This is a genomic window from Pedobacter steynii, from assembly GCF_900103665.1.
In the GTDB taxonomy this organism is placed as follows: Bacteria; Bacteroidota; Bacteroidia; order Sphingobacteriales; family Sphingobacteriaceae; genus Pedobacter; species Pedobacter steynii.
In genome coordinates this window covers 278,224-302,232 of record NZ_FNGY01000007.1, presented here as the reverse complement: position 1 = coordinate 302,232, position 24,009 = coordinate 278,224, and the positions used below count along the sequence as shown (strand labels likewise).

Below are 24,009 nucleotides of genomic sequence, written 5' to 3'. Positions count from 1 at the left end.
TCTAACTGATGAATAAAGACCTCAAATAAAAGCCACCTTCATAAGGTGGCTTTCTTGTATTATTCCGTTAGGGAAAACTTTTTGGTTTTTCCTTTGTTCCGGGATTTATGAAGCATACAGATCGTATCGAACTTTGTGATCAGATCAAAAAGCGTATTCAGAAAACGGGCGCGATTTCCTTCCACGACTATATGGAAGAATGCCTTTATAATGCTCAGCTGGGTTATTATACTTCAGGAAACAACCCTATTGGCCGGAACGGCGATTTTTATACCAGTCCAACACTTACGCCAGCCTTTGGTGCAACCATAGCGAAACAACTTGAGGAAATGTGGCATTATCTGGGAAAAACAGCTTTTATGGTTGTGGAGTATGGAGCAGGAACCGGAGCGTTATGCAAATCAATATTGGGAGCTTTGAAAAGTAACAGGCCTATGTATGATGATCTGCGATATTACATCATTGAAAAAAGTAGCCTGATGCGTCAATTAGAAAAAGAACATTTAACTGAAAAAGTAATCTGGTGTGATTCAGTCGATCAGATCCCGGAGATTAATGGATGTATATTGTCAAATGAGCTGGTAGATAATTTTGCCGTTCAGCGGGTAGTAATGAAAGAGGAACTGAAAGAAGTATTCGTTGGTTACGAAGATGGTTTTACCGAAGAACTTAGAACGGCAAATGCCGCACTTAAAAATTACTTTTCTGAATTGGACGTAGACCTTCCCTACAACTACCACACAGAGGTTAATCTGGAATCGCTGACCTGGATTAGCGAGATCGCAGCTACTTTAAACAGAGGTTATCTGATGACTATAGATTATGGCTTTTCTAATCTTTATCAATTTTACAGAAGATATGGGACATTGATGTGTTACCATAAACATCGTGTTAATGATTGTCCCTATCATCATATTGGTCAGCAGGACATTACCAGCCATGTTAACTTCTCCGCGTTAAGCCATTGGGGAGCGAAAGCTGGATTAAAAACCTGTGGCCTGACCAATCAATGCCAGTTCTTAATGTCTCTGGGCCTCAGAGCGCAGCTCATTGATACTTCGTCTCCCGAAGAGGATGTGATCTCCGCAGTTCAAAAAATAAACAGGATCAGCCGCATTTTATTAATGGAGATGGGGGATAAGTATAAAGTACTGATCCAGGAAAAGGGAATGAATGGCGAAAAGTTATCCGGACTAAGTGTGGTCCTTCCCGGAGCTTAGCGAATATTAGCCAGTGCTAATATCCGGCTTGCCATCATTGCCAAACGGATCACTAAATGCTTTTTTTGCGGTTTGATCAGGAGGGAAATAAAAAAACCGGTAAAACATTACCGGTTTTTTTATGCTATTGAGAAGCTTCTTCGGGTGATTTTTTATTAATATCATCTTTTTTGGAAGATTTAACAGATTTTTCCCTGGCCCATTCTTTATCTTCCCTGAAGTCCTCGTCGGGATGAAAGTAATAATCCCTGTTTCTGAATTTAGAATTCAAAATAGATCCGAATTCATCATTAATACGCTTGCTCATAATCGATATTTTTAAATCCTTCTTATTTAATAACAATCCTGTTGAAATTAGGTTTTATTACGCGGGGATATCCTGAAAAAGCTTTCACTTTCCCCAATTAATGTTATTACTTTGCAGGAAGCTATCTCTACAAATGAATAAAACTACACCTGCCATTAAACAAGATATAAAAGTTAGCGTCGACGCTATTGTTTTTGGCTATAATCAGGAGAATGGGATTTCCGTTTTATTGATCAAAAGAAAAATCGAACCTTTTCTTGGGCACTGGGCCTTGCCCGGTGGATTTGTACACAATGAGGAGAGCCTGGAAGCAGCAGTTGCACGTGAACTTCAGGAGGAAGCAGGAGTGTCTATCAATTACCTGGAACAACTTTTCACCTTTGGTAAACCCGACCGTGATCCCAGAACCCGCATCATCTCTGTGGCTTACTTCGGACTGGTTAAATCTGCTGATTTCAGTTTGTTTGCCTCCACAGATGCTTCCGAAGCTGCCTGGTTCAATATTTATGACCTTCCTTCACTGGCTTTCGATCATCAGGAGATCGTAGCGAAAGCCATCGCCCGCTTAAGGGCAAAAATTACTTATGAACCCATCGGTTTTGAACTCCTTGATGCCAGATTTGTCTTCTCTGACCTGGAACAACTTTACATGAAATTATTAGGTCATAACATCGACCGAAGAAATTTTAAACGTAAAATGATGTCTTTAGGCCTGGTTATTGAACTGGATGAAAAGGCGCCATCTGTAGGGGCCGGCCGACCGGGGAATTTGTATTCCTTCGATTATGAAAAATATAAACAGCTTAAAGTAAATGGTTTCGATCTTAATAAACTCCTTTAATATCAGTTGATTATGGGTTTTTAAATTAATTTGTGTAAAATAAACACAAATTAATTTGCTTAAGAAAGAATAAAGACTTTAATTTGTGTCATTGTAACGCAAATAGATATGAGAGTATTAAATTTATCAACCGGATTCAAGCCCTTCGATTCTTCTCTGGAAGAGATAGAAAGCAAAAGCTTTTTATTTAGCGGAGGTGAAGTACACATCAAATTACAGGATGCTGCAGAAGAGGTATTGGTTTCTGCCAGACTGAACGATTCCAATGAAGTGATGAAGTTGTTACTGGCCGTAGATGCATTGCGCAGAAACGGCAGCAAAACCATCAGCGCATTTATTCCTTACCTTCCTTATGCCCGTCAGGACAGGGTGATGGTAGGAGGAGAGCCACTTTCCATCAAGGTGATGTGCAACCTGATCAACAGCTGCAACTTTGAGAAAGTGTATGTCTTTGATGTGCATTCCGAAGTATCCCTGGCTTTACTTGACAACTGCGAACTGATCAGTAATTATAGCCTCGCGAAACAGGTACTGAGTAATCATACAGACTACCTGCTGGTTTCTCCGGATGCCGGAGCCCTGAAAAAGATCTATAAACTGGCCGAAGCCCTGGCTTATCACAATGACATCATCCTTTGCAATAAGGTGAGAGATGTGAGCAATGGAAAGATCAAACAGATCACCGTTGATCAGGACGACCTGGGCGGCAAAGACTGCTTCATCATTGACGATATCTGTGATGGTGGTGCCACCTTCGTAGGTGTGGCAAAAGAACTTAAAAAACGAAACGCTGGTAAGGTCAGCCTGATCGTTTCTCATGGCATCATGTCTCATGGAGAAGCAGAACTGGTAGACTGGGTTGACCATATCTATACCACAGACTCTATAAAAAACGACAGTTCAGACCTGATCAGCAGAATACTGCTGGCCGACCTGATCGAATTATAATCTCCCTTTTAATTTAAAAAACACGACTATGAAACCATCATCAGCATACCACTTACAAACAGCAATAAGCTGATGATCGCTTCATAACCTTTAAAAACACGACTATGAAAAATATCCTTCTTCAAACCGACGTTTACAAAATGGGCCACATGGAACAGTATGCTCCAGGCTGCAATAAAGTATATTCTTACCTCACTGCGCGCAGTGATAAAAACTTCGATGAAACTGTTTTCTTCGGACTTCAATATTATATCAAACAGTATTTGTCTGAACCGATTACTCCGGAAATGGGAGAGGAGTTCCTGACTTACCGTAAACTCATCCTGGGCAACAATTCTCCGGAGATAGAAAGCAAAATCAGAGCACTTTGTCAGCTGGGCTACCTGCCAATAGAAATTAAAGCCGTAGAAGAAGGAACGATCATGCCGGTAAGAAACGTGCTGATGACGATCACCAATACCCATCCTGATTTCTACTGGGTAGTTGGATTTATGGAAAGCTTGTTATTAAAACTTTGGTATACCATTACCGTAGCCACTTGCAGTCATGAGTACCGTAAAATTGTAAGCCGTTATTTCAGCGAAACAGATGAGATCGAAATGGAAGCGGCTAAAGCTTTCCAGGTTCACGATTTCGGTTACCGCGGAGATGCTTCAGAAGAAGGAGCGGCGATCAGTGGGGTAGCACACTTGCTGTCTTTCCTGGGAAGTGATAACGTACCTGCCTTACCTTGCGCAGTAGAATATTACAATGCCGACATTCAGGGTGCCCCAATCCTGCTTTCTGTCCCTGCCAGTGAGCACAGTGTGATGTGTTCTTTCGGAAGGGAAGATGAGATCGGCGCTTTCCGTCATATGCTGGAGCTGTATCCTACAGGAATTGTATCCATCGTATCTGATACTTTTGATGTCTACAAAGTACTGACGGAATTTGCAGAAACGCTAAAAGAAGACATCCTGAAAAGAGATGGAAAAGTAGTCTTCAGACCAGACAGCGGAAATCCGGAATACATCATCTGCGGAAACCCTGAGGCGGAAGAAGGAAGCAATGAGTGGAAGGGCGCCATCCGTTTATTAGATGAGAAATTCGGTTCTACACTGAACAGCAAAGGATATAAAATATTAAACCCTAAAGTAGGCCTGATCTATGGTGATGGCATGTATATCGAAAGATACCTGAGGACCCTGGAACGCCTGAGAAATATGGGCTATGCAGCTAGTAACCTCGTGATCGGAGTAGGTGGGATCTTAAGAAACCACAGTCGTGATACTTTAGGATTTGCGATCAAAGCAACCTATGTGGAAGTAAATGGCGAGCCAAGAGAAATTGAAAAAGATCCGATCACGGATCATAAAAAGAAATCATTGAAAGGAATGCTTTGTCTGATCAAAGAAGGGGATGCTTACCTGACGAAAGACCAGTGCACTCCTGCCGAAGAAGCAGGATCTTTACTTCAGGTGGTATACCGCGATGGAAAACTGATGAAAGAAACAAGTCTGGAAGAGATCAGAACGCTGGTGAAAATGCAGGAGGAAGTAGCTGTAGCGCAACTTTAAATTTATAAAAAATGTTTATGCCCCTGCAAGGGTATAAACATTTTTTATGATCGGGTGTTGTTGTATTAAGGTCTTATTAATCAATGCTATAAGTTATGGAAAATTCAATCAAAGGATTGCTTGAGCTATTGCAGGAATTATACGTCGGAGTTCACGACAGTCCAAGCTGGGTGATCGACGCCAAACCCGGACATGGTTTTACTGCTGCGATAGAAACGATCAGTGCCGAACAGGCATCGACGCCAATTGTTAAAGGGGGAAGTACCATCGCTGCCCATACCGAACACCTGAGGTGGAGCCTCTATTTTGCGCTTGAATTCTATAAAGGAAACAGGCCTTCGTCTGATTGGGAAACGAGCTGGAAGGTTTCTGAAGTAGACGAAGTACAATGGCTCAGGTTACAGCAGGATCTTCTGGAAGCTTATCTGCTCATTCTGGAAGCCATCAGTAAAGTTGAAGACTGGTCGGACGAGAATTTGCTGAAAGGAACATTGGCACTGCTTCCTCATGCAGCTTATCATCTTGGCGCGGTTAAACAAATGATGCTGGTGGTAAAGGAAAACTGAAAACAGGAGGAGGGATTGCAGGATAAACAAGTAGTTTTTTCTTAAATAACCGTATAAAGACGGTCAACAGAAGGGAAATGAGATGCTTAACTTTATACAGACCCTCTTTGTATGAAAGATTGTTTAAAGAAAATCCTTATTGTTGAAGATGATGCGGCGCTTTCGGAACTACTGCAAGAAGTTCTCGAAGCGCGTCAGTACCGTTGTCTGGTTTTGCGTTATACTAAAGAAATCCTCAGGGTTACCCAGGATTTCCAGCCCGATGTAATTTTGCTGGATTACATGCTTCCCATAATGAATGGCGAAGAGCTTTGTGCACGGGTTAAACAAAATGAATCCACCTGCAACATTCCGGTAGTCATTTATTCTGCGTTTTCAGAGACGCTTTTACCCGTTGAAGATTTTATGTGTGATGTTTTTATCGCAAAACCTTTTGACTTATATATTTTGCTAAATCAGCTTGAAAAGCTGGCTTTGCACTACAGACGTCATAAAACAGGTGTTTTCCGCCTTTAAAACACGTAATTTCCGGTAAACTTTCAATTGAGCTGAACGGTTATCAAGCGAGTGTTTTATATTCTTATAAGTCGTTTAATCCTTCAACCACCAGCAGCAGCGTAGCTGGTGGTTTGAAGTAAAAACTTTTTCTCCGCTTCCTTGTTGAACTTGTGGTTAACGATAAAACAATGGCAAAGCAAAGTGCAGGTATTTTGTTGTATAGAAAGACGGTGAAAGGGTTGGAATTCTTTCTTGTTCATCCTGGCGGGCCATTCTTCCGCAATAAAGACCTGGGTTGGTGGACAGTGCCAAAAGGAGAGCTCTTACCGGATGAGTTGCCATTAGAAGCGGCCATCAGAGAGTTTGAGGAAGAAACCGGATATCGGCCGGAAGGTAAGTTTATCGCACTTCAGCCAATTGTACAAAAGGGAGGGAAGCAAGTCTGGTGTTGGGCTGTTGCCGGTGATTTGGATCATAAGCGGATCCGCTGCAATACCTTTGATCTGGAATGGCCGCCAAAATCTGGCAAAATGGTTGCTTTTGATGAAGTCGATAAAGCAGGCTGGTTTTGTCTGGAGGAGGCAAAGCAGTATATTAACGGGCAGCAATTCGCTTTGTTAGTAGAATTGAATGCCTTGTTAACATAGGCGGACTTAAGGTCGCTGAACTTATATCTCAATAATTAGTTCGCTATTGTAGCCGTTATATTTTTCATTAATATACCCGTGCGGATTGCAGATCACTTCTGTCTGATCGATTTTATACCTTACTGGCGTATGGATATGTCCATGAATCCAATACAAAGGATTATATTTCTTAATCATCCCTTCCAGATCAGAAGCATATGCTGCAGTTACCGGATCATTCTTATATAATTCAGGTGCGGATCTTAGACTTGGCGCATGATGAGTAACAACCACGTTTTTATATCCCTTTGATTCTTCCAGACTTTGCTCCAGCCATGCCTTGGAAGCCTGATGGATTTTAAAAGTATCTATGCTTCTCAGTTTGGAGTAGGAAGGATCCCGGCGGATGAGTTTATAATCGTTCATTTGAGTCTGACAGATAATTCCATATTCAACCGGACTTCCGAATAAAGAAAAGTCTGTCCATAAGGTTGCACCATGAAACCGTATTCCATTGAATTCAATCCTGTCGTTTTCAAGAACAGTTACATTTGAATCCCTTGATTCCTCGATAATCTTGTGAAGTGTCTTCGGGTAGCTGCCCTTGTAGTATTCGTGATTTCCAAGGATATAGATTACAGGTTTATCCGGAATGAATTTCTTAACCCATTCAATTCCCTTTGTTCCAAGGTTGGTATCTCCTGCTAAAATGACCAGATCAGCATTTTCAAAGTTGAGCGCTGAAACGCCAAACTCCTGATGTAGGTCACTTATGATCTGTATCTTCATTATGGTATTCGTGTAGCCATTAAAGGTAGATTTTTTATGGAAAGAAAGCAGAGGAATACCCCAATAATCGGTCCGTTGCCTTTTTGACTGGAATTGAGTGACTTATTAATTATCTCTTATTTCTCTCCTTTTAGCGCATAAAATTGATTATTTTGCAGTATTCACCTACTTGTTTAAGCATGCTCTTACTAACAGAAATCGAAAAAGTGATCCCTGTCTCCAAAGAAATGGAAGCGGCGATCCGGGAGAAGTTTGTAGAACGAAAGGTTTTCAGAACAGAAAGTCTGCATCAAACCGGAAAGATCGCCAGAGAATTGTTCTTCATAGAGAAGGGTCTGATCAGAATCTTTTACCACAACCAATCGGGTAAAGACATCACCTACGGGTATTATACCGAAGGTGATTTTGTAACCATCCCCGAGAGTTTTTTTACCCAATCTGCTTCCAAATACAACATGGAAATGCTGGAAGACGGACTGCTTAATTCCATATCTTATACAGATTTAAACGTGTTGCTCGTCGATTTTCCGGAGATGCAGCGGTTGGAAAATAAAACCCTGCAAAGCTTCCTGTTAAAGGCGGGTGAACGGATCGTTGCGCTTCAGTTTCTCAGCGCCGAGGAAAGGTATGATACCCTGATGGACACGCAGCCAAGCATCATCGGAAGAGCTCCTCTGGGAACCGTTGCGTCTTACCTTGGCATCACCCAGGAAACGCTGAGTAGAATCAGAAACAGAAAAAAGCTTGCTTTTGATCTGGATCAAAAGAGAATTGCATAATTAACCAGACCTTTGCCCCTTCATAAAATCCTTGTGTAATGAAAGCTTTTTTAAAACACATTTTTGTACTCTTTATCGGATCTTCTCCTTTAATGCTGCACGCACAGCAATCTGGTCCTCCGGGATTAACTGAGCTGATTGACAGTGCCCTGAATAAGGACCATATGCTTGCCAATAAGCGGTTGGATATTGAGTTCTCTAAAATCGACCGTAAGAAATTATCAGAAGTATACCTCCCTAATGCAGAAGTATCCGGTAAATATGCATTTCTCGCCAATGGCGTTAATTTGGGATTACCAGGAACCTCTTTATTCGACCTGATCAGTATCCCGGAAATCAATTCAGGGTTTACCTCCAGTGCAAATCTTTTTAAAGCAGACCTCAGCCTGAGCAGTGTCTTGTATGCCGGTGGAAAAGTATCCGCCCTTAAAAGTGCGGTAGATGCGAAAACGAAAGCACAGACTGCTTTACTGGAAAAGGACCGTCAGCAGATCATTACCGAGATCTCCAAAGCCTACGATCAGCTCGCCTTGCTCAGACAAGTGAAACTCTTGCTGGATAAAAGCCGGGACCGATATGAAATCAATAAGAAAACAGCGGATAAGGCCTTGAATTATGGATTGATCACCAAATACGAACATCAGAAAGTGGAGGTGGCACAAGCGACCCTTGCTTCTAAAATACAGGAATACGAAGGAAAAAGAAATCTTCTATTACACCAGCTGGAAATGTTTACCGGAATTAGCCTGGAGCGGTTAGGATTGATAGAAAACGACCTTTCTCCCATTAACACCGTAAGTTCTCAAAATACCATAGCAAACAGACCGGAATTTACGGCCCTTTCAGCCGCCATAGAAGCGCAGGGTTTTAAATTGAAAGCAGCACAAACCTGGTGGAAACCGAAAGTGCAGGCCGCGGCATCACTGGGTTATCTGAACCTGTTCGATGTAGACATGAAAGGAAAGCACGACCTGCCTGTGATCGGAAGGTTTAGCAGTCATACGAACAAGATCGAGGTGGCCCCAAATTTCACTGTTGGCATAGGTTTTAAGTGGGATATTTTCGATGGAAATAAGGGAAAAAGAGAAGTTCAGCAGGCGAGGATAGAAGTGAAAAAGGCGGAAAATGAAAAAGCCGAAGCGGAAGAACAGCTGAAACTGAACCTGATCAAGACACAAACGGATTACAACAATTCCAATTCAGAGCTAGTGCTCAAACAAAAACAAAGGAAGATGGCAGAAAATGCCCTGACGCAAGCCGGCAAGGAATTCAAAACCGGATTGATCAAAGCAGCGGATTTGATCGGTGCAGAAAGCGATTACCAGGGCGCTGCGCTTGATTATCTTAAGGCGGTTTTTAACCAGCGCCGCAATGCCATCGAATTATTAAAAGCTACCGGTAACCTCAACCGTTCTACCATTCAATAAATGAAACATATGATGAACACTTCATTCAAAAGCGTATTATTTGTACTCATCCTGGCAGCATCTGCCTGCTCGAAGCCCGAAAAAAGTACAGAAGGTAAGATTAAACGCGAAACGCTGGCCTTTGCGCCAAAAGTAACCGGGCGTGTGTTGAAAATTTATGTGAAAGAAGGTGATTTTGTAAAGGAAGGGGATACTCTGGCGATGCTGGATGTACCTGAAGTCAATGCAAAATTATCCCAGGCAAAAGGAGCGGTAAAGGCTGCCGGAGCGCAACGCGATATGGCAAAGAACGGGGCGACAGCCAATCAGCTGAAACAACTCCGGGCCAAGAAATCCGGCATCACCGAGCAGTTCAGATTTGCAGAGAAATCTTTCAGCAGGGCGAAAGCAATGTTTGCCGATAGCATGATGACCCCACAGGCATTTGATGAAGCTACGGCTAAATATAATGGTGCCAAAGCACAACTGACTGCAGTAAATGCAGAGTATAATGAAGCCGAAAAAGGAGTGCGTCCTGAAACGCAAACCGCTACCCAGGGCCAGGCGGAACAAGCATTGGGCGTATTACAGGAGGTCGAGGTTGCTTTGTCTGAAAGGTACATCATTGCAACCAACGATATGCAGGTAGAAACGATCAGTCTCAGGGTGGGGGAACTGGCTACTGCAGGCTATCCCTTGTTTAATGGCTATCTGCCGGCAACCACCTATTTCAGGTTTACCATTCCGGAAAGTAAAATCGCCGCCTACAAAAAAGGGGAAGCGATCGAAGTCACGGTGCTTTACAATAAGGAAAAGTTAAAAGGAAAAATACAGACGGTTAAACAGCTGACCCGTTATGCAGACATTACCGCTGCTTATCCGAACTATGATGTGGAGGAAGGGGTGTACGAGGTGAAAATCATCCCGGATGATCAGCAGGCTGCGGAGAAATTACTAGTCAACGCGACCATTATTCTGTAATGATTATGAAAAACTTCTTTGCATTGATAAAAAGGGAATTTGGGTTGTTCTTTGCCGATAGTACATTACGGTCTGTATTTCTGCTGGCACCGATCATCTATGCCTTGCTTTTCGGCTTTGTCTATCAAAAAGGAAAAGTAGAACACCTGCCGATCATCGTAGTCGATCTGGACAATACGCCGCTAAGCAACCAGCTGATTGACATGCTTGGCGAAAATGAAAAGCTGCAGGTAGTCCGCGTTAAAAATACCAATAATGGGACCACGGAAACGATGCGTCAGATGAATGCGGTAGTTACCGTTGTCATCCCGGAAAGATTTGAGGCATCAGTCCTGCAAAAACGCTATCCGGAAATCAATACCTATATCAATACAACCAACCTGCTGACGGCAAATATGGCTTCGCAAGGGGTGCAAACTACCCTTGGGACATTCAGTGCCGGAATTAACATGCAGGGATTAAAGAAAAAGGGAATGAACGCCGGGCAGGCCGCAACGCAATACGAGCCTTTTAAAGTAAACTATATCCGTTTGTACAATGAAACGGGTAACTACTTTACTTACATGTGGCCGGGCGTGCTGGCTGTGGTTTTGCAACAGGTCTTGCTGTTGGGCCTTGCAGTAAGTTTTGCCAGGGAGTATGAAAATAAAACCCTCGAAAAAGAGTTTTTAGGGCGTGCAGGAAATGCCTTTTCTGCGATTTTGATCAAGGTGATTCCTTTTTGGATCATGAGTGTCTTTATACTGGGTATCTACTATATGTTTCATCATATCTTCAGAGCGCCAATCCCAAGCCCTTTAATGAATTACGCGGTTACAACTGGACTCTTCATTGCGGCAACTACTTTTCTGGGTGTGTTTATCAGCGCGTTGCTACCGAGTGCGCTAAAGGCTACACAAGTATTGATGTTGCTGGCTACCCCTGCATTTATTATCGGAGGGTATTCCTGGCCACTGGAGGCCATGCCAATCGGTGTACAATGGTTGTCGTCAATTTTGCCACTTACGCCATTCCTGAATGCCCACAAAGTGATGCTCTTTCAACAGGGATCACTGGCGGATGTAATGCCTTCTATCCAGCATTTATGTATCCTGATCCTGGTGTATGGTATCCTGGCTTTAATTACAGTCCGCATCAAGATCTACCAGATGAAGAAAAAAGCTGGAAAAGAGGAGGTTTCCCCCAACTAATTTGCCCTTGCTTTGGATGGACATGTAAAACATGTATTTAAAGTTTATTAAAACTATTTTTCTGTCGACTGGGTTTTTAAGAACAAATACTTGTTTTTATGCAGCCGGAAGAACCTACAGATTTAAATACCTTATGGAATCTTGTCAAGGATTACGCCTATATCCGGCTGCAATCTCTCCGGTTAATGGCGGTAGAAAAAGTATCGAAACTTATGGCCGATGTGATCAGCAGCCTTAGTCTGATCATTTTTATATTAATGGCATTTTTGGGCGTTTGTTTTACCCTGGCATTCTATCTTTCTGAACTTTTGCAAAGCTTTACTAAAGGTTTTGGTTTTGTGGCCTTACTGCTGACTCTGATCGCGCTCCTGATCTTATGGACAAAAGATAGATTAGAAAACCGGATGGTAAATCTTTTCATTAAGAGATTTTTTGACAAACATTGTGAGGAGGAAGATCCGGATGAAGACTGCTAAGAAAATAACAGGAAAAGGGATCTGGGACATTTTAAAGCGATGTTTTCATGGCTTTATAGATCATAAGGTCCTTAAGCTAAGCGGTTCATTGGCTTACTATACTGTTTTTTCTATGGCGCCTTTGCTGGTGGTGATCATCTCGCTTTGCGGGATCTTTTTAGGACAGGAAGCTGCACAGGGTGAGGTTTACGCCCAGTTGAATGAATTCCTGGGCAAGGATACAGCATTACAATTACAGGACCTGGTAAAAAAGGCCGCTATCGGTGATAAGGGAAATGTAGCTTTCATCATTGGGATTGTCGCTTTGCTTATCGGCGCGACTACCGTTTTCGGCGACATTCAGGATTCCATAAATATGATCTGGGGGCTGAAGCCGAAGCCTAAGAACGACTGGCTGAAAATCCTTCAAAACCGCGTGCTTTCTTTTTCTGTAATCATCAGCCTGGGCTTTCTGCTTTTAGTGTCATTAGCGGTAACGGCCGTATTGGATGCATTCAATGCCCGTCTTCAGGCCAGCTTTGCAGAAGTTTCCGTGATTATTTTTTATATCTTAAACCAGATACTGACCTTGATAGTCGTGTCGCTGATCTTTGCCGTGATCTTTAAAGTCCTTCCCGATGCCATCATAAAATGGAAAGACGTGATTCTGGGATCAATGGTTACTGCTTTGCTTTTTATGCTGGGGAAATTTGCGATTTCCTTTTACATCGGACAGAGCAATATCGGCAGTACTTATGGTGCTGCTGGATCATTGGTGGTCTTGCTGTTATGGACTTATTATTCTTCCATTATCCTGTATTTCGGTGCTGAATTTACCAAAGCTTATGCGGTTGTTTATGGCGCTGAAATTTACCCTTCCAGGTACGCCGTAACCACAAAAGAAGTGGAAATCGAAACGGGTAAAGCCTCGGTTCAGGAAAATGATAAAGAGAAGTTAGGTGAACAATGAGCCGTTTAAACTGTTTTCTATTTCCAGTAAAACCACCCAGTATTCCATTTTTTATGGTAGCTATGATATTTTATTTCTATTTAATTAGATGGCAATGTAGGAGTGTATTTTAGTGTTATTTAAGTGATAGTTGCTTTTTAGGAGAATTATACGCGAGGCTTATCAGCTGTTTAAACGGTTTTGACCGGGTCGGCACCGAACGAGCACCGTGGTTGAAGCTTGTGTGATGCTGGCGACAGGAAGAGGTGTCCTGTCAACATCCTGAATATGTTGTATAGGGCTAACACGCTAAATAACAGTTCTTAGTTTGTTTCTGAAACAAGAACCGAAGAAAAATAAAATATACCGGAATGGGCCAGATTGAAACGAACCAGAAAATCATTAACCGGCTAAGGGAGGAAATGATTTCGTTTAAAAGCTTAATGTTGGATTAGCTAAGTCATTTTAGCGTATTTATTTAATAACAGATTAAATTAGGTTCTTGTTTGTGCCTTTTTTCAGTTATTTGAGCGTATTTTTAATTAATTGTAAGTAATGTAATATTTTTGTTGCTTCTTTTAGGATAATTATTATCTTTGTTCATAGTAGCATAAGCTGAAGTGTAGTCAATGGTAATCTTGTCATAACGAATAGTTTACTTGTGCTGGATAATTTTATGCTGTAAATGTGGACAGGTTATCACCCTGTGTTTCATTGAATAGAATGCCGTTTTTACGTTTTAGTTAATCAATTGTTTAATAAAAAATATATAAAATCATCACATAATAGTCCTTAATCCGGAAATCTGAAATCTCCCTAACTCTCAAACTAACATTCATCCCATGTTAAAAAATCGAAGATTAGCCCCGCAGACTGGCGGCAAGCTACCCACTGAACCCCTGATTGGAAAGTATAAATGCTATACCAATTCAACAAATGGAAATAATCATCCGCTGTTGATCCTTTCTTCCTGTTGTATTCCTCTACCTCAGCATCTTATTTGTAGAATATTGGGACTTAAATCCAGCTCCACAGCTGACCTTAGCGCATAAGGAAAATTTAAGTCAACCATATCATCTGAAGGCATTCTATTTCTTTAGAATGGAAAGCTGTTTAACCCGAAAAAAGTTAAACAAAGCTATTCCTATGTGCTAAAATCATAGTCTGTTTTCAAAAATAGATGCGCCACGCTGAACCCTTAACGGCCAATAATTTTGGCCGGAGGGGAAAGTATATCAAAAATTTTTTAGGCCAATCGTAAAACTCATGCACAATTATGTCAATTAGTAAGTCCCCTTTGCACCCTGCACAAAAAGATGTTTATCTGGATCAGCTGATCAATGTTGGTAATCCTTATTATAATATCGGAGGATATACCCGAATTATAGGACCATTAGAAAAAGAAATATTTATTGCCGCAGTCAAGTCGGTACCTGAAGTCTTCGATGCTTACCGGATGAGGTTTGACATCGAAGAGGATACCCCTCGTGTTCAGTTCGACGACAACTACAGGACATTGGAGGTGATAGAGCTCGATTATAGCCAGCAGGAAGGCGCTGAAGAAGTATTGCTGGTCTGGATGAAAGAACAATTCAACAAAGCTTTTGAACTTAAAAAAGACGATGTCCTTTTTGAACATTACCTGATTAAATTAAAGGAAGAAGAGCATTATTACTTTTTCAAATACCATCACCTCATCTCAGATGGTTTTGGCCTGTCTTCACAGAACCGTTACGTGGCCAGTAAATACAATACCATGGTCAGCAAAAATGAGACAGATTTTCAGTTTGTCTCTTATCAGGAGGAAGCAAAGAGAGCAGATGCCTATTATCATTCTGAAGAATATAAAGAAGAAGGAAAATACTGGAAAGACAAAATAGAAACCAAACCTGAGCAGTTGTTACAGCGCAGGTTTTTGGACAATATACAGGAACAGCGAAGGTCGGGAACAGTGATCGTAGACCTGGTTCCGGGCGACATCCGTTTATTGGAAGAGCTGCAGAAAGAAACCAAATCCAGCCTCCAGCAATTGACCATTGCCGCCCTGATGATCTATTTCGGTAAAACAACCGACCGTCAGGATTTTATATTTGGTACCCCTTTACATAAAAGAAGAAATAAAAAAGTAAGGGATATCGTGGGCATGTTCACTGGCATCATGCCTTTTAAAGGCACTTATCAACCGGAACTTCCGGTCGGCGACCTGATCAGACACATCACCACCACACAGCGGGAAGATTACCGCTACCTCAATTACCAGATCGGCGACCTGAGCCGCTATTTTAAAATCAATGCCACAGAAGAGTTTTTACTGGAAGTCGTGATTAATTATGCGATGATCGATTTCAACCTGGATTTCGGAGCAGGAATGAAGGCCAGTTTTCATGAAATACCAACGGCTCACGGCCGTTACCCAATGGAAATCTGGTGGAAAGACCTTGGTAAAGACCAGCCTTTACGATTGAGTATTGATTACCAGCTGCAGTTCTTCTCAGAAGAGGAAATGACATTATTGGCGGAACGTCTGCTGTTTATCCTCAGACAGTTCAAAGACCGGATGACAGCTCCTTCAGGAGCGATTGACATTATCCCGCCTGCAGAACTGGAACTGATGCAAAAATTTAACGAGGTGACCGTTTCCTATCCGGAACATCAAAACCTGGTAGAGATCATTCAGGATCAGGCCATCGCAAATCCAAATGCCATCGCTGTTAAATTTGAAAATGAAACCTATACCTATGAGGAACTCAATGCAAAGGCAAATCGTCTGGCGCATTACCTGCAGGCTGCAGGGGTAGGGAAGGACAGCCTGGTTCCGGTTTGTTTTGACCGCTCCCTGGAAATGCTGCTGAGCATCCTCGGGATCATGAAAGCGGGTGGTGCCTATGTGCCAATTGATCCCCAATATCCGGCAGACCGGATCAGCTATATGCTGGAAGATACCGGCGCTGCAACCCTGCTGACCACAGCCGGACTTTCCGAAAAATTCAGGAATAACCCTGCCGTTCGCCTGGTGTTACTGGACGAGGAGGAGGCCCAAATCGCCTTGCAGCCGGATACCAGTCCTGAAAATATCCCGGCCCCGGGAGATCTGGCTTATGTGATCTATACTTCCGGTTCAACAGGCAGGCCCAAAGGGGTGATGGTGGAACATGGAGGAATGTTAAACCACTTGTATGCCAAAGTGAATGACCTGCAATTGTCCGCTTCTTCGGTTGTGGCATTTACCGCTTCCTATACTTTTGACATCTCTGTATGGCAATTGTTTTCGGCCTTGTTATGTGGCGGAACAACGATCATCTATCCTGCGGCACTGATCCTGGAACCGGCTAAACTGATCGCTGCAATTGATCAGGATAAAGTGAGCATCTGGGAAGTGGTTCCTTCTTACCTGGCCACGGTATTACAGGAACAATATGTCGCTTCATTGACGGCGTTGGAATATTTACTGGTCACGGGAGAAGCGGCAAGTCAGCCGGTATTGAAGCAATGGTTTAGCCATCCCTTTTATGGCAGAATCCCGGTGGTCAATGCTTACGGGCCTACAGAAGCATCGGATGACATCTGTCACCACATCATGTACGAGACACCGGAACGGATCAATGTGCCATTGGGTTCACCGGTTCAGAATACACAATTATATGTGCTGGATCAACAGTTACAGCTTTGCCCGATAGGGGTAGCGGGGGAAATCACCGTTTCCGGGATCTGTGTTTCCAGAGGATACCTAAACCTTCCGGAGCTGACTGCAGAAAAGTTTATTTCCCATCCTTTTGATGCGGATAGCGCTTACCGGATGTACCGGACAGGGGATCTTGGCCGCTGGCTTCCGGATGGTACGATCGAATACCTGGGAAGGATCGACGACCAGGTGAAAATCCGTGGTTTCCGCATTGAATTGGGGGAGATCGAAGCAGAACTGCAATTGTGCGAAGGAATTATCCAGTCGGTGGTTGCCGTAAAAACCGATGAAAACGGTCATAAAAGACTGGTGGCTTACCTGATCAGCGAAACTGATTTTGAGAAAGAACTGATCATCGCAAAGCTGAAAGAAAAACTGCCTGAGTACATGATTCCAGCTTTCTTTATGGCGATTGAGGAGATCCCGCTTACGGCAAACGGAAAAGTCAATAAAAAGGCTTTACCGGAGCCTGATGCCTCAGCTTTAATGAGCACTTCCTATGTCGGGCCAAGGAACGAAAGAGAGCAGCAACTGGCGGCAATCTGGCAGGAACTGCTGGGGGTATTCCGCGTGGGGATTTACGATAATTTCTTCGAACTGGGCGGAGATTCAATTACCACGATACAGGTGGCGAGCAGGGCGAGAAGACTGGGCATCAACGTACAGCCTAAAGACTTGTTTGCGCATTATACCATTGCCGCATTGGCGGAATTTTTATCGTCACAGGTCCTTTTCAAAACACAGGCGGCTCAGGAATTCCTGAGCGTAGAGAGTGGATTGTTGCCTGTTCAGCAACATTTTTTTGAAGCAGAAACCACATACAAGGCGCATTATAACCAACATATTTTATTAGAAATCGATAAGGAAATCTCTGCAGAAAGGCTGGATCAGGCAGTTAAAGCATTGGTTCATTACCATGATGCCCTGCGCTTTTCTTATAGGGAGCAGGAAGGGACAATAGTCCAGCAGTATGGGGACTATGAACCCATACTGGAAGAAATTCCTTTTACAGGCGTTCCGGAAGACATGGAAACCCTGATCTCCATCCAGCAGAAAAGACTGGATCTGGAAAAAGGAATCTTAATTCATGCGGTAAGGATCAAAGGACCGGAAAGCAGGAGCCATCATCAGCTTTTACTGGTGGTTCATCATCTGGCCATAGATGGGGTATCCTGGAGAATCCTGATCGACGATTTATTGCTGTTACTGCAGCCGGAAGCAAAGGGGAAATCCCTTTCGGAATTGGCAGGAGGAAAGACAACAGCCTATTACCAATGGCAGGAAGCATTAACGGCATATGGACGGACACCAGCCCTTTCATCGCAATTGCCTTACTGGGAAAATGCGATACAACATTATGTTCCGGTAAAAACAGACAAGAAAACAACGCAGCAGGCAAGCACTGCAGATACCGGAACAGTTACCCTGAAACTCAGTGAAAAGCTAACCGGAGCTTTACTACAGGATGTTGCACAGGCTTACCGTACAGACATTAACGATGTGCTGCTAACGGCACTTGCACTTACTTTATCGGAATGGAACGGGGCGTCAGCAGTGTCTGTAGGTCTGGAAGGACATGGACGCGAAGCGATTAGCGGGGATGTGGACACGAGCAGAACAGTAGGCTGGTTTACGAGCTTGTACCCGGTATTGCTGGAGGTTAAAGGCAATGATCCGGGTGTCATCCTGAAAAATATTAAAGAGCAGCTAAGGCAGGTTCCTGAAAAAGGACTTGGCTTCGGCGTATTGAAATACCTGAATAAAGAAGTTTCCCTGCAAACTGAAGATCCATGGGACATGGTCTTCAACTACATGGGGAAAATGGAAGAAACAAAACAAGAGCAAGCCTGCAGGCCCTTATGGGAAAGCTTCGGACTTTCGGTTGCCCGGGAATATCCGCTAAGGGATAAAATCGCCCTGAACTGTATGATCAGAAAAGGAGTGCTGGAGTTTCAATGGGATTTCAGTAAGCTTCATTTTCATAAAAAAAATATAAAAGAACTGGGGGCAAACTTTCTGGAAAAACTGGAAGAAATCATCAGTCACTGCAAGTCGCAAACGAATCCTTCGTTAAGCCCTTCAGACTATGAGCTGGGCGGACTGATTAGCGTAGCTGAACTGGATGATTTTCTGGAGCAGGAGCACAATGGTGCCCCGCGCAAAGAACAGATCGAAGGCCTGGCACGATTGAGCGGCTTACAGGAAGGAATGTTGTTTCATGGCCTTTATGATGATCAGGCAGGGACTTATATTCAGCAGTTTTACTGCGGACTGCAAGACCTGGATGAAAAGGTGTTTCTGGAAAGCTGGCAGCACCTGATTGCTCAGCACAGCATTTTAAGAACTGCATTTTACCATGAAGCATTCGCTGTCCCGGTACAATGTGTTTACCGGGAAGCAGAAATGCCGGTTGTCCTGCTGGATTATAGAAAGCTGGACAGCATGGCGCAACAAAAAGCCATCGCAGAATATGAGCGGGAAGACCGGCTAAAGGGCTTTGATTTTACCGAAATACCTTTAATGCGCATGTGCCTGATCCGTTTGGATGAACATCGTTATCAGATGATCTGGACCTATCACCACATTCTGCTGGACGGCTGGTCGTTACCGGTATTGCTGGAAGAATTGCTGCGTACCTATGAATCAAAGGTCACCAGAACAGCCCTTACCCTGACACCAAATACGAGGTACGACGATTATATCCGCTATATCTATCGTCAGGATAAAGCAGCAGCAGCAAAATACTGGAGCAAATACCTGGAAAATGTAACAGAAGGAAGCCTGTTGGGATTCATCAACAGTACCGCCGACCGTAACAAAGGTTTCGGGCTTTATAAAAAGGAACAATTCAGACTGGACAAAGCGGCAACAACTGCAGTTCAGCAATTTGCCCAAAGGCACCAGCTGACCTTGAATACGATGATGCAGGGCGTCTGGGCCTACCTGTTGTCGCGCTATACGGGCAAAGCCGAAGTGACGTATGGGATCATTGTGTCCGGACGTCCGGAAGATCTTCCGGGTGTGGAAAGAGGAGTAGGGATGTACATCAATACGCTCCCTTTACATACGGTGGTAGAAGAAAATCAAGCCATCACCCGCTGGTTACAAATTTTGCAAAGCGGTCAGCTGGAAAGTCGGGAACATCAGTTTACGACATTGAATGAAATACAACGCCTTTCCGGGATCTCTGGCGATATTTTCGACAGTTTACTGGTCTTCGAAAATTATCCGGTGAGCAAAGTGCTGCAGGAACATCCCTGGAAATTGCGACTGGAAAATATTGGATTACACGAACATACAAACTACCCTTTCAACATCATCATCCTGACCGCAGAGACGATTCAGGTAGATCTTAATTACAATTCAAGTCTGATCGATCCGGTATACGCGGCAGGAATCGCGCAGCATTTTCAGCAGGTCTTACAACAGTTTATCCAACTGGCAGAAGGCCCAATTTCTGCAGTAGAAATGCTGGCTGATCCGGAAAAAGAAGTCTTACTGGAGCAGTTTAATGATACCTTCGGTGATTATCCGGCACTGAGCATCGCGGATGCATTCCGGGAACAGGTAGGCCTGAATCCGGAGGACAAAGCGGTCTTATTTGAAGACCAGTCACTCAGCTATGCGGAACTGGACGAACGTTCCGACCGCCTGGCAAGTTATCTGATCGGAAAAGGCGTACAGCCGGGAACCCTGGTTCCGGTTTGCATGAAACGCAGTCTGGACATGATGACGGGGATTCTGGCGGTCTTAAAGGCAGGGGCAGCTTATGTACCTGTTGACCCGGATTATCCTCAGGACCGGATTTCCTTTATGTTACAGGATACGGCAGGAATACTGGCCCTTACGGGAAGTATTCATCAGCAATTGCTGCACAGCATCAGTCCTGAGCTGGAACTGATCGCATTAGACCGTTTGGAACTTCCGGGGGAAATAAACCCGCTTCCATCGGTTAATCCGGGCGATTTGGCCTATGTGATGTATACTTCCGGTTCTACCGGCCGGCCAAAAGGCGTATTGGTGAGCCAAAGCAATGTCATCAGTCTGGTCAAAGAAGTGAGCTATGTGTCGTTAAACAGCGATGATGTGCTATTGTCTACGGGTTCCCCTTCATTTGATGCGACTACTTTTGAGTATTGGGGAATGCTCCTGAACGGGGGGCAACTGATCCTTTGCAGTGATGATGTATTGCTGGATAGCAGTTTGCTGAAAGCAGAAATCCGCCGGCATAAGGTGACGAAGATGTGGTTTACTGCAAGCTGGTTTAACCAGCTGATCGATACAGATATCGAAGTATTTACAGGTTTATCTGTAGTGCTTGCCGGTGGAGAAAAATTGTCCGCAGAGCATGTGGGCAAAATGAGAAGAGCGCATCCGGAAACCAGACTCATTAATGGATACGGACCTACGGAAAACACGACCTTTTCACTTACTTTTTCTATTGACAACAGTGGCCTGATTCCGATCGGTAAACCCCTGGACAACCGGACAGCCTATATTCTGGATGCACAGCTGAGGTTAGTGCCTGCCGGTTTACCTGGCGAAATATACCTGGGAGGAGCAGGTTTGTCTTTAGGTTATTTAAATCGTCCCGATCTAACGGAAGAACGCTTTATCAATGCCCCTTTGTTAAAAGGACAGCGCTTGTACAAAACTGGAGATATCGGACGCTGGTTACCGGATGGCAATATAGAATACCTGGGAAGGATAGATGACCAGGTGAAAATCAGGGGATACCGCATAGAACTCGGCGAAATCGAGAATGTATTGCAACAAAGTGAATTGTTGAGTCAGGCGGTTGTCCTTGCCAAATCAGAAAACGGAACGGTGAAACGCCTGATCGGATATGTGGTACCTGAAGGAGATTTTGATAAGGAAGGGATCGTTGCCTACCTGAAAGCCCTGCTGCCGGAATACATGATCCCTTCGATATGGATCGCACTGGACAAATTACCGCTCACCAAAAATGGTAAGGTGGATAAGAAAGCCTTACCTGAGGCAGATGTTCAACAGTTGTTTGCCGGGCGGTATATCGCTCCGCGGAATGTGATAGAGCAAGACCTGACCCATATCTGGCAGGAATTGCTTCGGGTAACACCAGTCGGCATTCATGACAATTTCTTTGAACTTGGCGGCGATTCTATTGTGACGATCCAGGTGGTCAGCCGTTCAAAACGTCTGGGCTATGAACTGCAGCCACGTGATCTATTCGCTTGTCAGACGATCGCCGTGCTGGCAGAAGTACTGGAACAAAGAAAGGCGCAGGAGAATTTCGCAGAACAGGGAACCTTGAAAGGAAAAACCGGCCTCTTGCCGATCCAGCAATGGTTCTTTGACATCGCAGGAGAAAAAACAAATCATTTTAATCAGCATGTTTTATTAAACATCGCCAAACATATCACAGGGACGCAACTGGAAAAGGCGGTCGCGAGCTTGGTGAATTACCATGACGCGCTTCGTTTTACCTATCGTCCGGCAGAAGGAGAACAGGAATACGGGAAATATCAAGGGCTATTGGATGTCGAAGACCTGAGCAGCTGGAGCATGGATCAGCTTCCTGAAGCGATCAATGCAGTGGCCGAAAAATACCAGCGCAGTCTGAATCCTGAACTGGGGATTTTAATCCGGACGGTATGGATGCAGTTGCCGGAGGAAGCGGAACAAAACCGTTTACTGGTCATCGTCCATCACCTTGCGGTGGATGGCGTTTCCTGGCGCATCCTGACGGAGGACCTTAAACTGCTGCTGGAAGATACTTCCTCCGGAACAACAGCAGTGGTTCTGGGCAAAAAAAGCAGTTCTGTACGTCAATGGCAGGAAGCTTTACTGAAGTACTCCACTCATTCCCGCCTGATTTCACAAACAGCTTACTGGGAAAATGTATCCAAACAATATGTCCGCCTGAAAACGGATTACGACTTTACAGGCTCAGTTACGTACTCAGGTACGAGTAACCTGAGCGTTAGTCTGACTGCAGTGCAAACACGCCGTTTGCTGCAAAATGTTCATAAGGCTTACCATACCGAAATCAATGATTTGCTGCTGGCTGCGCTGGCCATTACCTTGTCGGAATGGAACGGGGAGCAAACGGTAACGATCAAAATGGAAGGTCATGGCCGTGAGGACATTGCCAAAGATATTGACCATAGCCGTACAGTGGGCTGGTTTACAAGTCTGTATCCGGTTTCATTGCAGGTGCTGCCTGGACAAACAGAAGGAGACCTGCTGAAAAGTATTAAAGAACAACTGCACCAGGTCCCGGAAAAAGGAATCGGTTTTGGAATCCTTAAATACATCAACCGGGTTCCTGCATTACAGCAAAGCTGCGGAGATGTGGTGTTCAACTATCTCGGGCAGGTAGACAATGTGCTGCTTGCCGAAGACATCCTTAGTCCGGCAACTGAAGCCGCTGGCTCGCCGGTAGGCAAAAGTTTTAATGTGCCGGATAAACTTTACATCAACAGCAGCATTAAAGGAGCAGAACTGGAGGTCGACTGGAGGTTTAGTCATTATCATTTCTCCGCAGAAAGTATTGCCTTTTTAGCTTCACAATACCTGGTTCATCTGGAAAAGCTGATTGACCATTGTGCTTCCGCAGAAACATCAAATTATACTCCGGCAGATTTTGGGCTGTCGGGACTGATCAGCTACCCGGAACTGGATGCTTTTATGGCAGGATTACCTGCAGGGCCGGAGCAGATCGAAAGTATTTATCCGCTTAGCGGACTGCAGGCAGGAATGCTCTTTCATGGATTATTTGATGCCAGTGCCGGAGCTTATGTAGAACAGCTTTCTGCAAATGTGGGCGCGGTAGACCTGGAGCTGTTTGCCCAAAGCTGGGAATACCTGCTTAGGAAACATACGGTACTGAGGACTGCCTTTTACTATGATGTGTTTAACATTCCGGTGCAATGTGTGCTGAAAGACCTGAAAATACCGGTCGGCCTGATCGATTACAGGGAACTGGAAGAAGCTGGACAGGAAAGAGAAATCCAGGCTTATATGGATGCCGATCGTCTGAAGGGTTTTGATTTTGCAGATGCCCCATTAATGAGGCTGATGCTGTTCCGTCTTGCAGATGAGCAGTATCGTTTATTGTGGAGCTTTCACCATATTTTACTAGATGGATGGTCGATGCCGGTATTGCTGGAAGAACTGCTGACGATTTACGAATCCCTGTTTATCGGCCAGCAGACTTCCGGCATCGAACAGGACC

General features: G+C 44.1%; 16 protein-coding genes (1 of these 16 only partly in view). 14 read left to right on the top strand and 2 right to left on the bottom strand.

Annotated features, from left to right (window positions below; all coding sequences use genetic code 11):
- The first annotated feature begins 107 nt into the window (after positions 1-107).
- Complete coding sequence (locus BLQ87_RS20420) at positions 108-1,220, top strand: class I SAM-dependent methyltransferase (RefSeq protein WP_216857832.1); 1,113 nt, start codon at positions 108-110, stop codon at positions 1,218-1,220.
- A gap of 124 nt (positions 1,221-1,344) precedes the next feature.
- Here BLQ87_RS20420 and BLQ87_RS20415 read toward each other — a convergent pair whose 3' ends face one another.
- Positions 1,345-1,527 (bottom strand): hypothetical protein, encoded by a 183-nt coding sequence (locus BLQ87_RS20415; RefSeq protein WP_074610457.1) that lies wholly within the window; start codon positions 1,525-1,527, stop codon positions 1,345-1,347.
- A gap of 133 nt (positions 1,528-1,660) precedes the next feature.
- Here BLQ87_RS20415 and BLQ87_RS20410 point away from each other — a divergent pair, with 133 nt between their 5' ends.
- The 6 genes from BLQ87_RS20410 to BLQ87_RS20385 all read left to right on the top strand — a co-directional run bounded on the left by BLQ87_RS20410 (position 1,661) and on the right by BLQ87_RS20385 (position 6,583).
- Positions 1,661-2,368, top strand: coding sequence for an NUDIX hydrolase (locus tag BLQ87_RS20410; RefSeq protein WP_074610455.1), 708 nt, complete (start codon positions 1,661-1,663; stop codon positions 2,366-2,368).
- A 108-nt stretch (positions 2,369-2,476) separates the two neighbouring features.
- Complete coding sequence (gene prs / locus BLQ87_RS20405; protein ID WP_074610454.1) at positions 2,477-3,316, top strand: ribose-phosphate diphosphokinase; 840 nt, start codon at positions 2,477-2,479, stop codon at positions 3,314-3,316.
- Positions 3,317-3,420: 104 nt separating this feature from the next.
- The gene (locus BLQ87_RS20400; protein WP_074610452.1) at positions 3,421-4,872 is read left to right on the top strand and encodes a nicotinate phosphoribosyltransferase; all 1,452 of its coding nucleotides are present in this window, start codon (positions 3,421-3,423) and stop codon (positions 4,870-4,872) included.
- Positions 4,873-4,967: 95 nt separating this feature from the next.
- Positions 4,968-5,438 (top strand): DinB family protein, encoded by a 471-nt coding sequence (locus BLQ87_RS20395; protein WP_074610450.1) that lies wholly within the window; start codon positions 4,968-4,970, stop codon positions 5,436-5,438.
- Between the two features lie 111 nt (positions 5,439-5,549).
- The gene (locus BLQ87_RS20390; protein WP_074610448.1) at positions 5,550-5,954 is read left to right on the top strand and encodes a response regulator; all 405 of its coding nucleotides are present in this window, start codon (positions 5,550-5,552) and stop codon (positions 5,952-5,954) included.
- 170 nt (positions 5,955-6,124) lie between these two features.
- On the top strand, positions 6,125-6,583 hold the full coding sequence (locus BLQ87_RS20385; protein ID WP_074610446.1) for an NUDIX hydrolase: 459 nt from the start codon (positions 6,125-6,127) through the stop codon (positions 6,581-6,583).
- 21 nt (positions 6,584-6,604) lie between these two features.
- Here the strand turns inward: BLQ87_RS20385 and BLQ87_RS20380 are convergent, their stop codons facing one another.
- A complete protein-coding gene (locus tag BLQ87_RS20380) occupies positions 6,605-7,351 on the bottom strand; it encodes a metallophosphoesterase (RefSeq protein WP_074610444.1) in 747 nt (248 codons plus the stop codon).
- A gap of 179 nt (positions 7,352-7,530) precedes the next feature.
- Between BLQ87_RS20380 and BLQ87_RS20375 the strand changes: the two genes are divergently transcribed.
- From BLQ87_RS20375 to BLQ87_RS20345, 7 genes are all read left to right on the top strand, one after another.
- Complete coding sequence (locus BLQ87_RS20375) at positions 7,531-8,130, top strand: Crp/Fnr family transcriptional regulator (protein WP_074610443.1); 600 nt, start codon at positions 7,531-7,533, stop codon at positions 8,128-8,130.
- Positions 8,131-8,168: 38 nt separating this feature from the next.
- On the top strand, positions 8,169-9,557 hold the full coding sequence (locus BLQ87_RS20370; RefSeq protein ID WP_083361971.1) for a TolC family protein: 1,389 nt from the start codon (positions 8,169-8,171) through the stop codon (positions 9,555-9,557).
- 9 nt (positions 9,558-9,566) lie between these two features.
- Positions 9,567-10,517, top strand: coding sequence for an HlyD family secretion protein (locus BLQ87_RS20365; protein WP_074610820.1), 951 nt, complete (start codon positions 9,567-9,569; stop codon positions 10,515-10,517).
- Between the two features lie 5 nt (positions 10,518-10,522).
- Positions 10,523-11,707 carry an ABC transporter permease gene (locus BLQ87_RS20360; RefSeq protein WP_074610818.1) on the top strand — a complete coding sequence of 395 codons (1,185 nt, stop codon included), beginning with the start codon at positions 10,523-10,525 and terminating at the stop codon, positions 11,705-11,707.
- Positions 11,708-11,805: 98 nt separating this feature from the next.
- Positions 11,806-12,183: a hypothetical protein gene (locus tag BLQ87_RS20355; RefSeq protein WP_074610441.1), complete on the top strand. Its 378-nt coding sequence runs from the start codon at positions 11,806-11,808 to the stop codon at positions 12,181-12,183.
- A complete protein-coding gene (locus BLQ87_RS20350) occupies positions 12,170-13,132 on the top strand; it encodes a YihY/virulence factor BrkB family protein (protein WP_074610439.1) in 963 nt (320 codons plus the stop codon). Before BLQ87_RS20355 ends, BLQ87_RS20350 begins: the two co-directional genes overlap by 14 nt.
- A 1,255-nt stretch (positions 13,133-14,387) precedes the next feature.
- On the top strand, positions 14,388-24,009 hold the 5' end (the start) of the coding sequence (locus BLQ87_RS20345) for a non-ribosomal peptide synthetase (RefSeq protein WP_074610438.1). 24,359 nt of this gene lie beyond the right edge of the window; 9,622 of the gene's 33,981 nt are visible here — the first part of the coding sequence; its start codon is at positions 14,388-14,390; its stop codon lies off the right edge, out of view.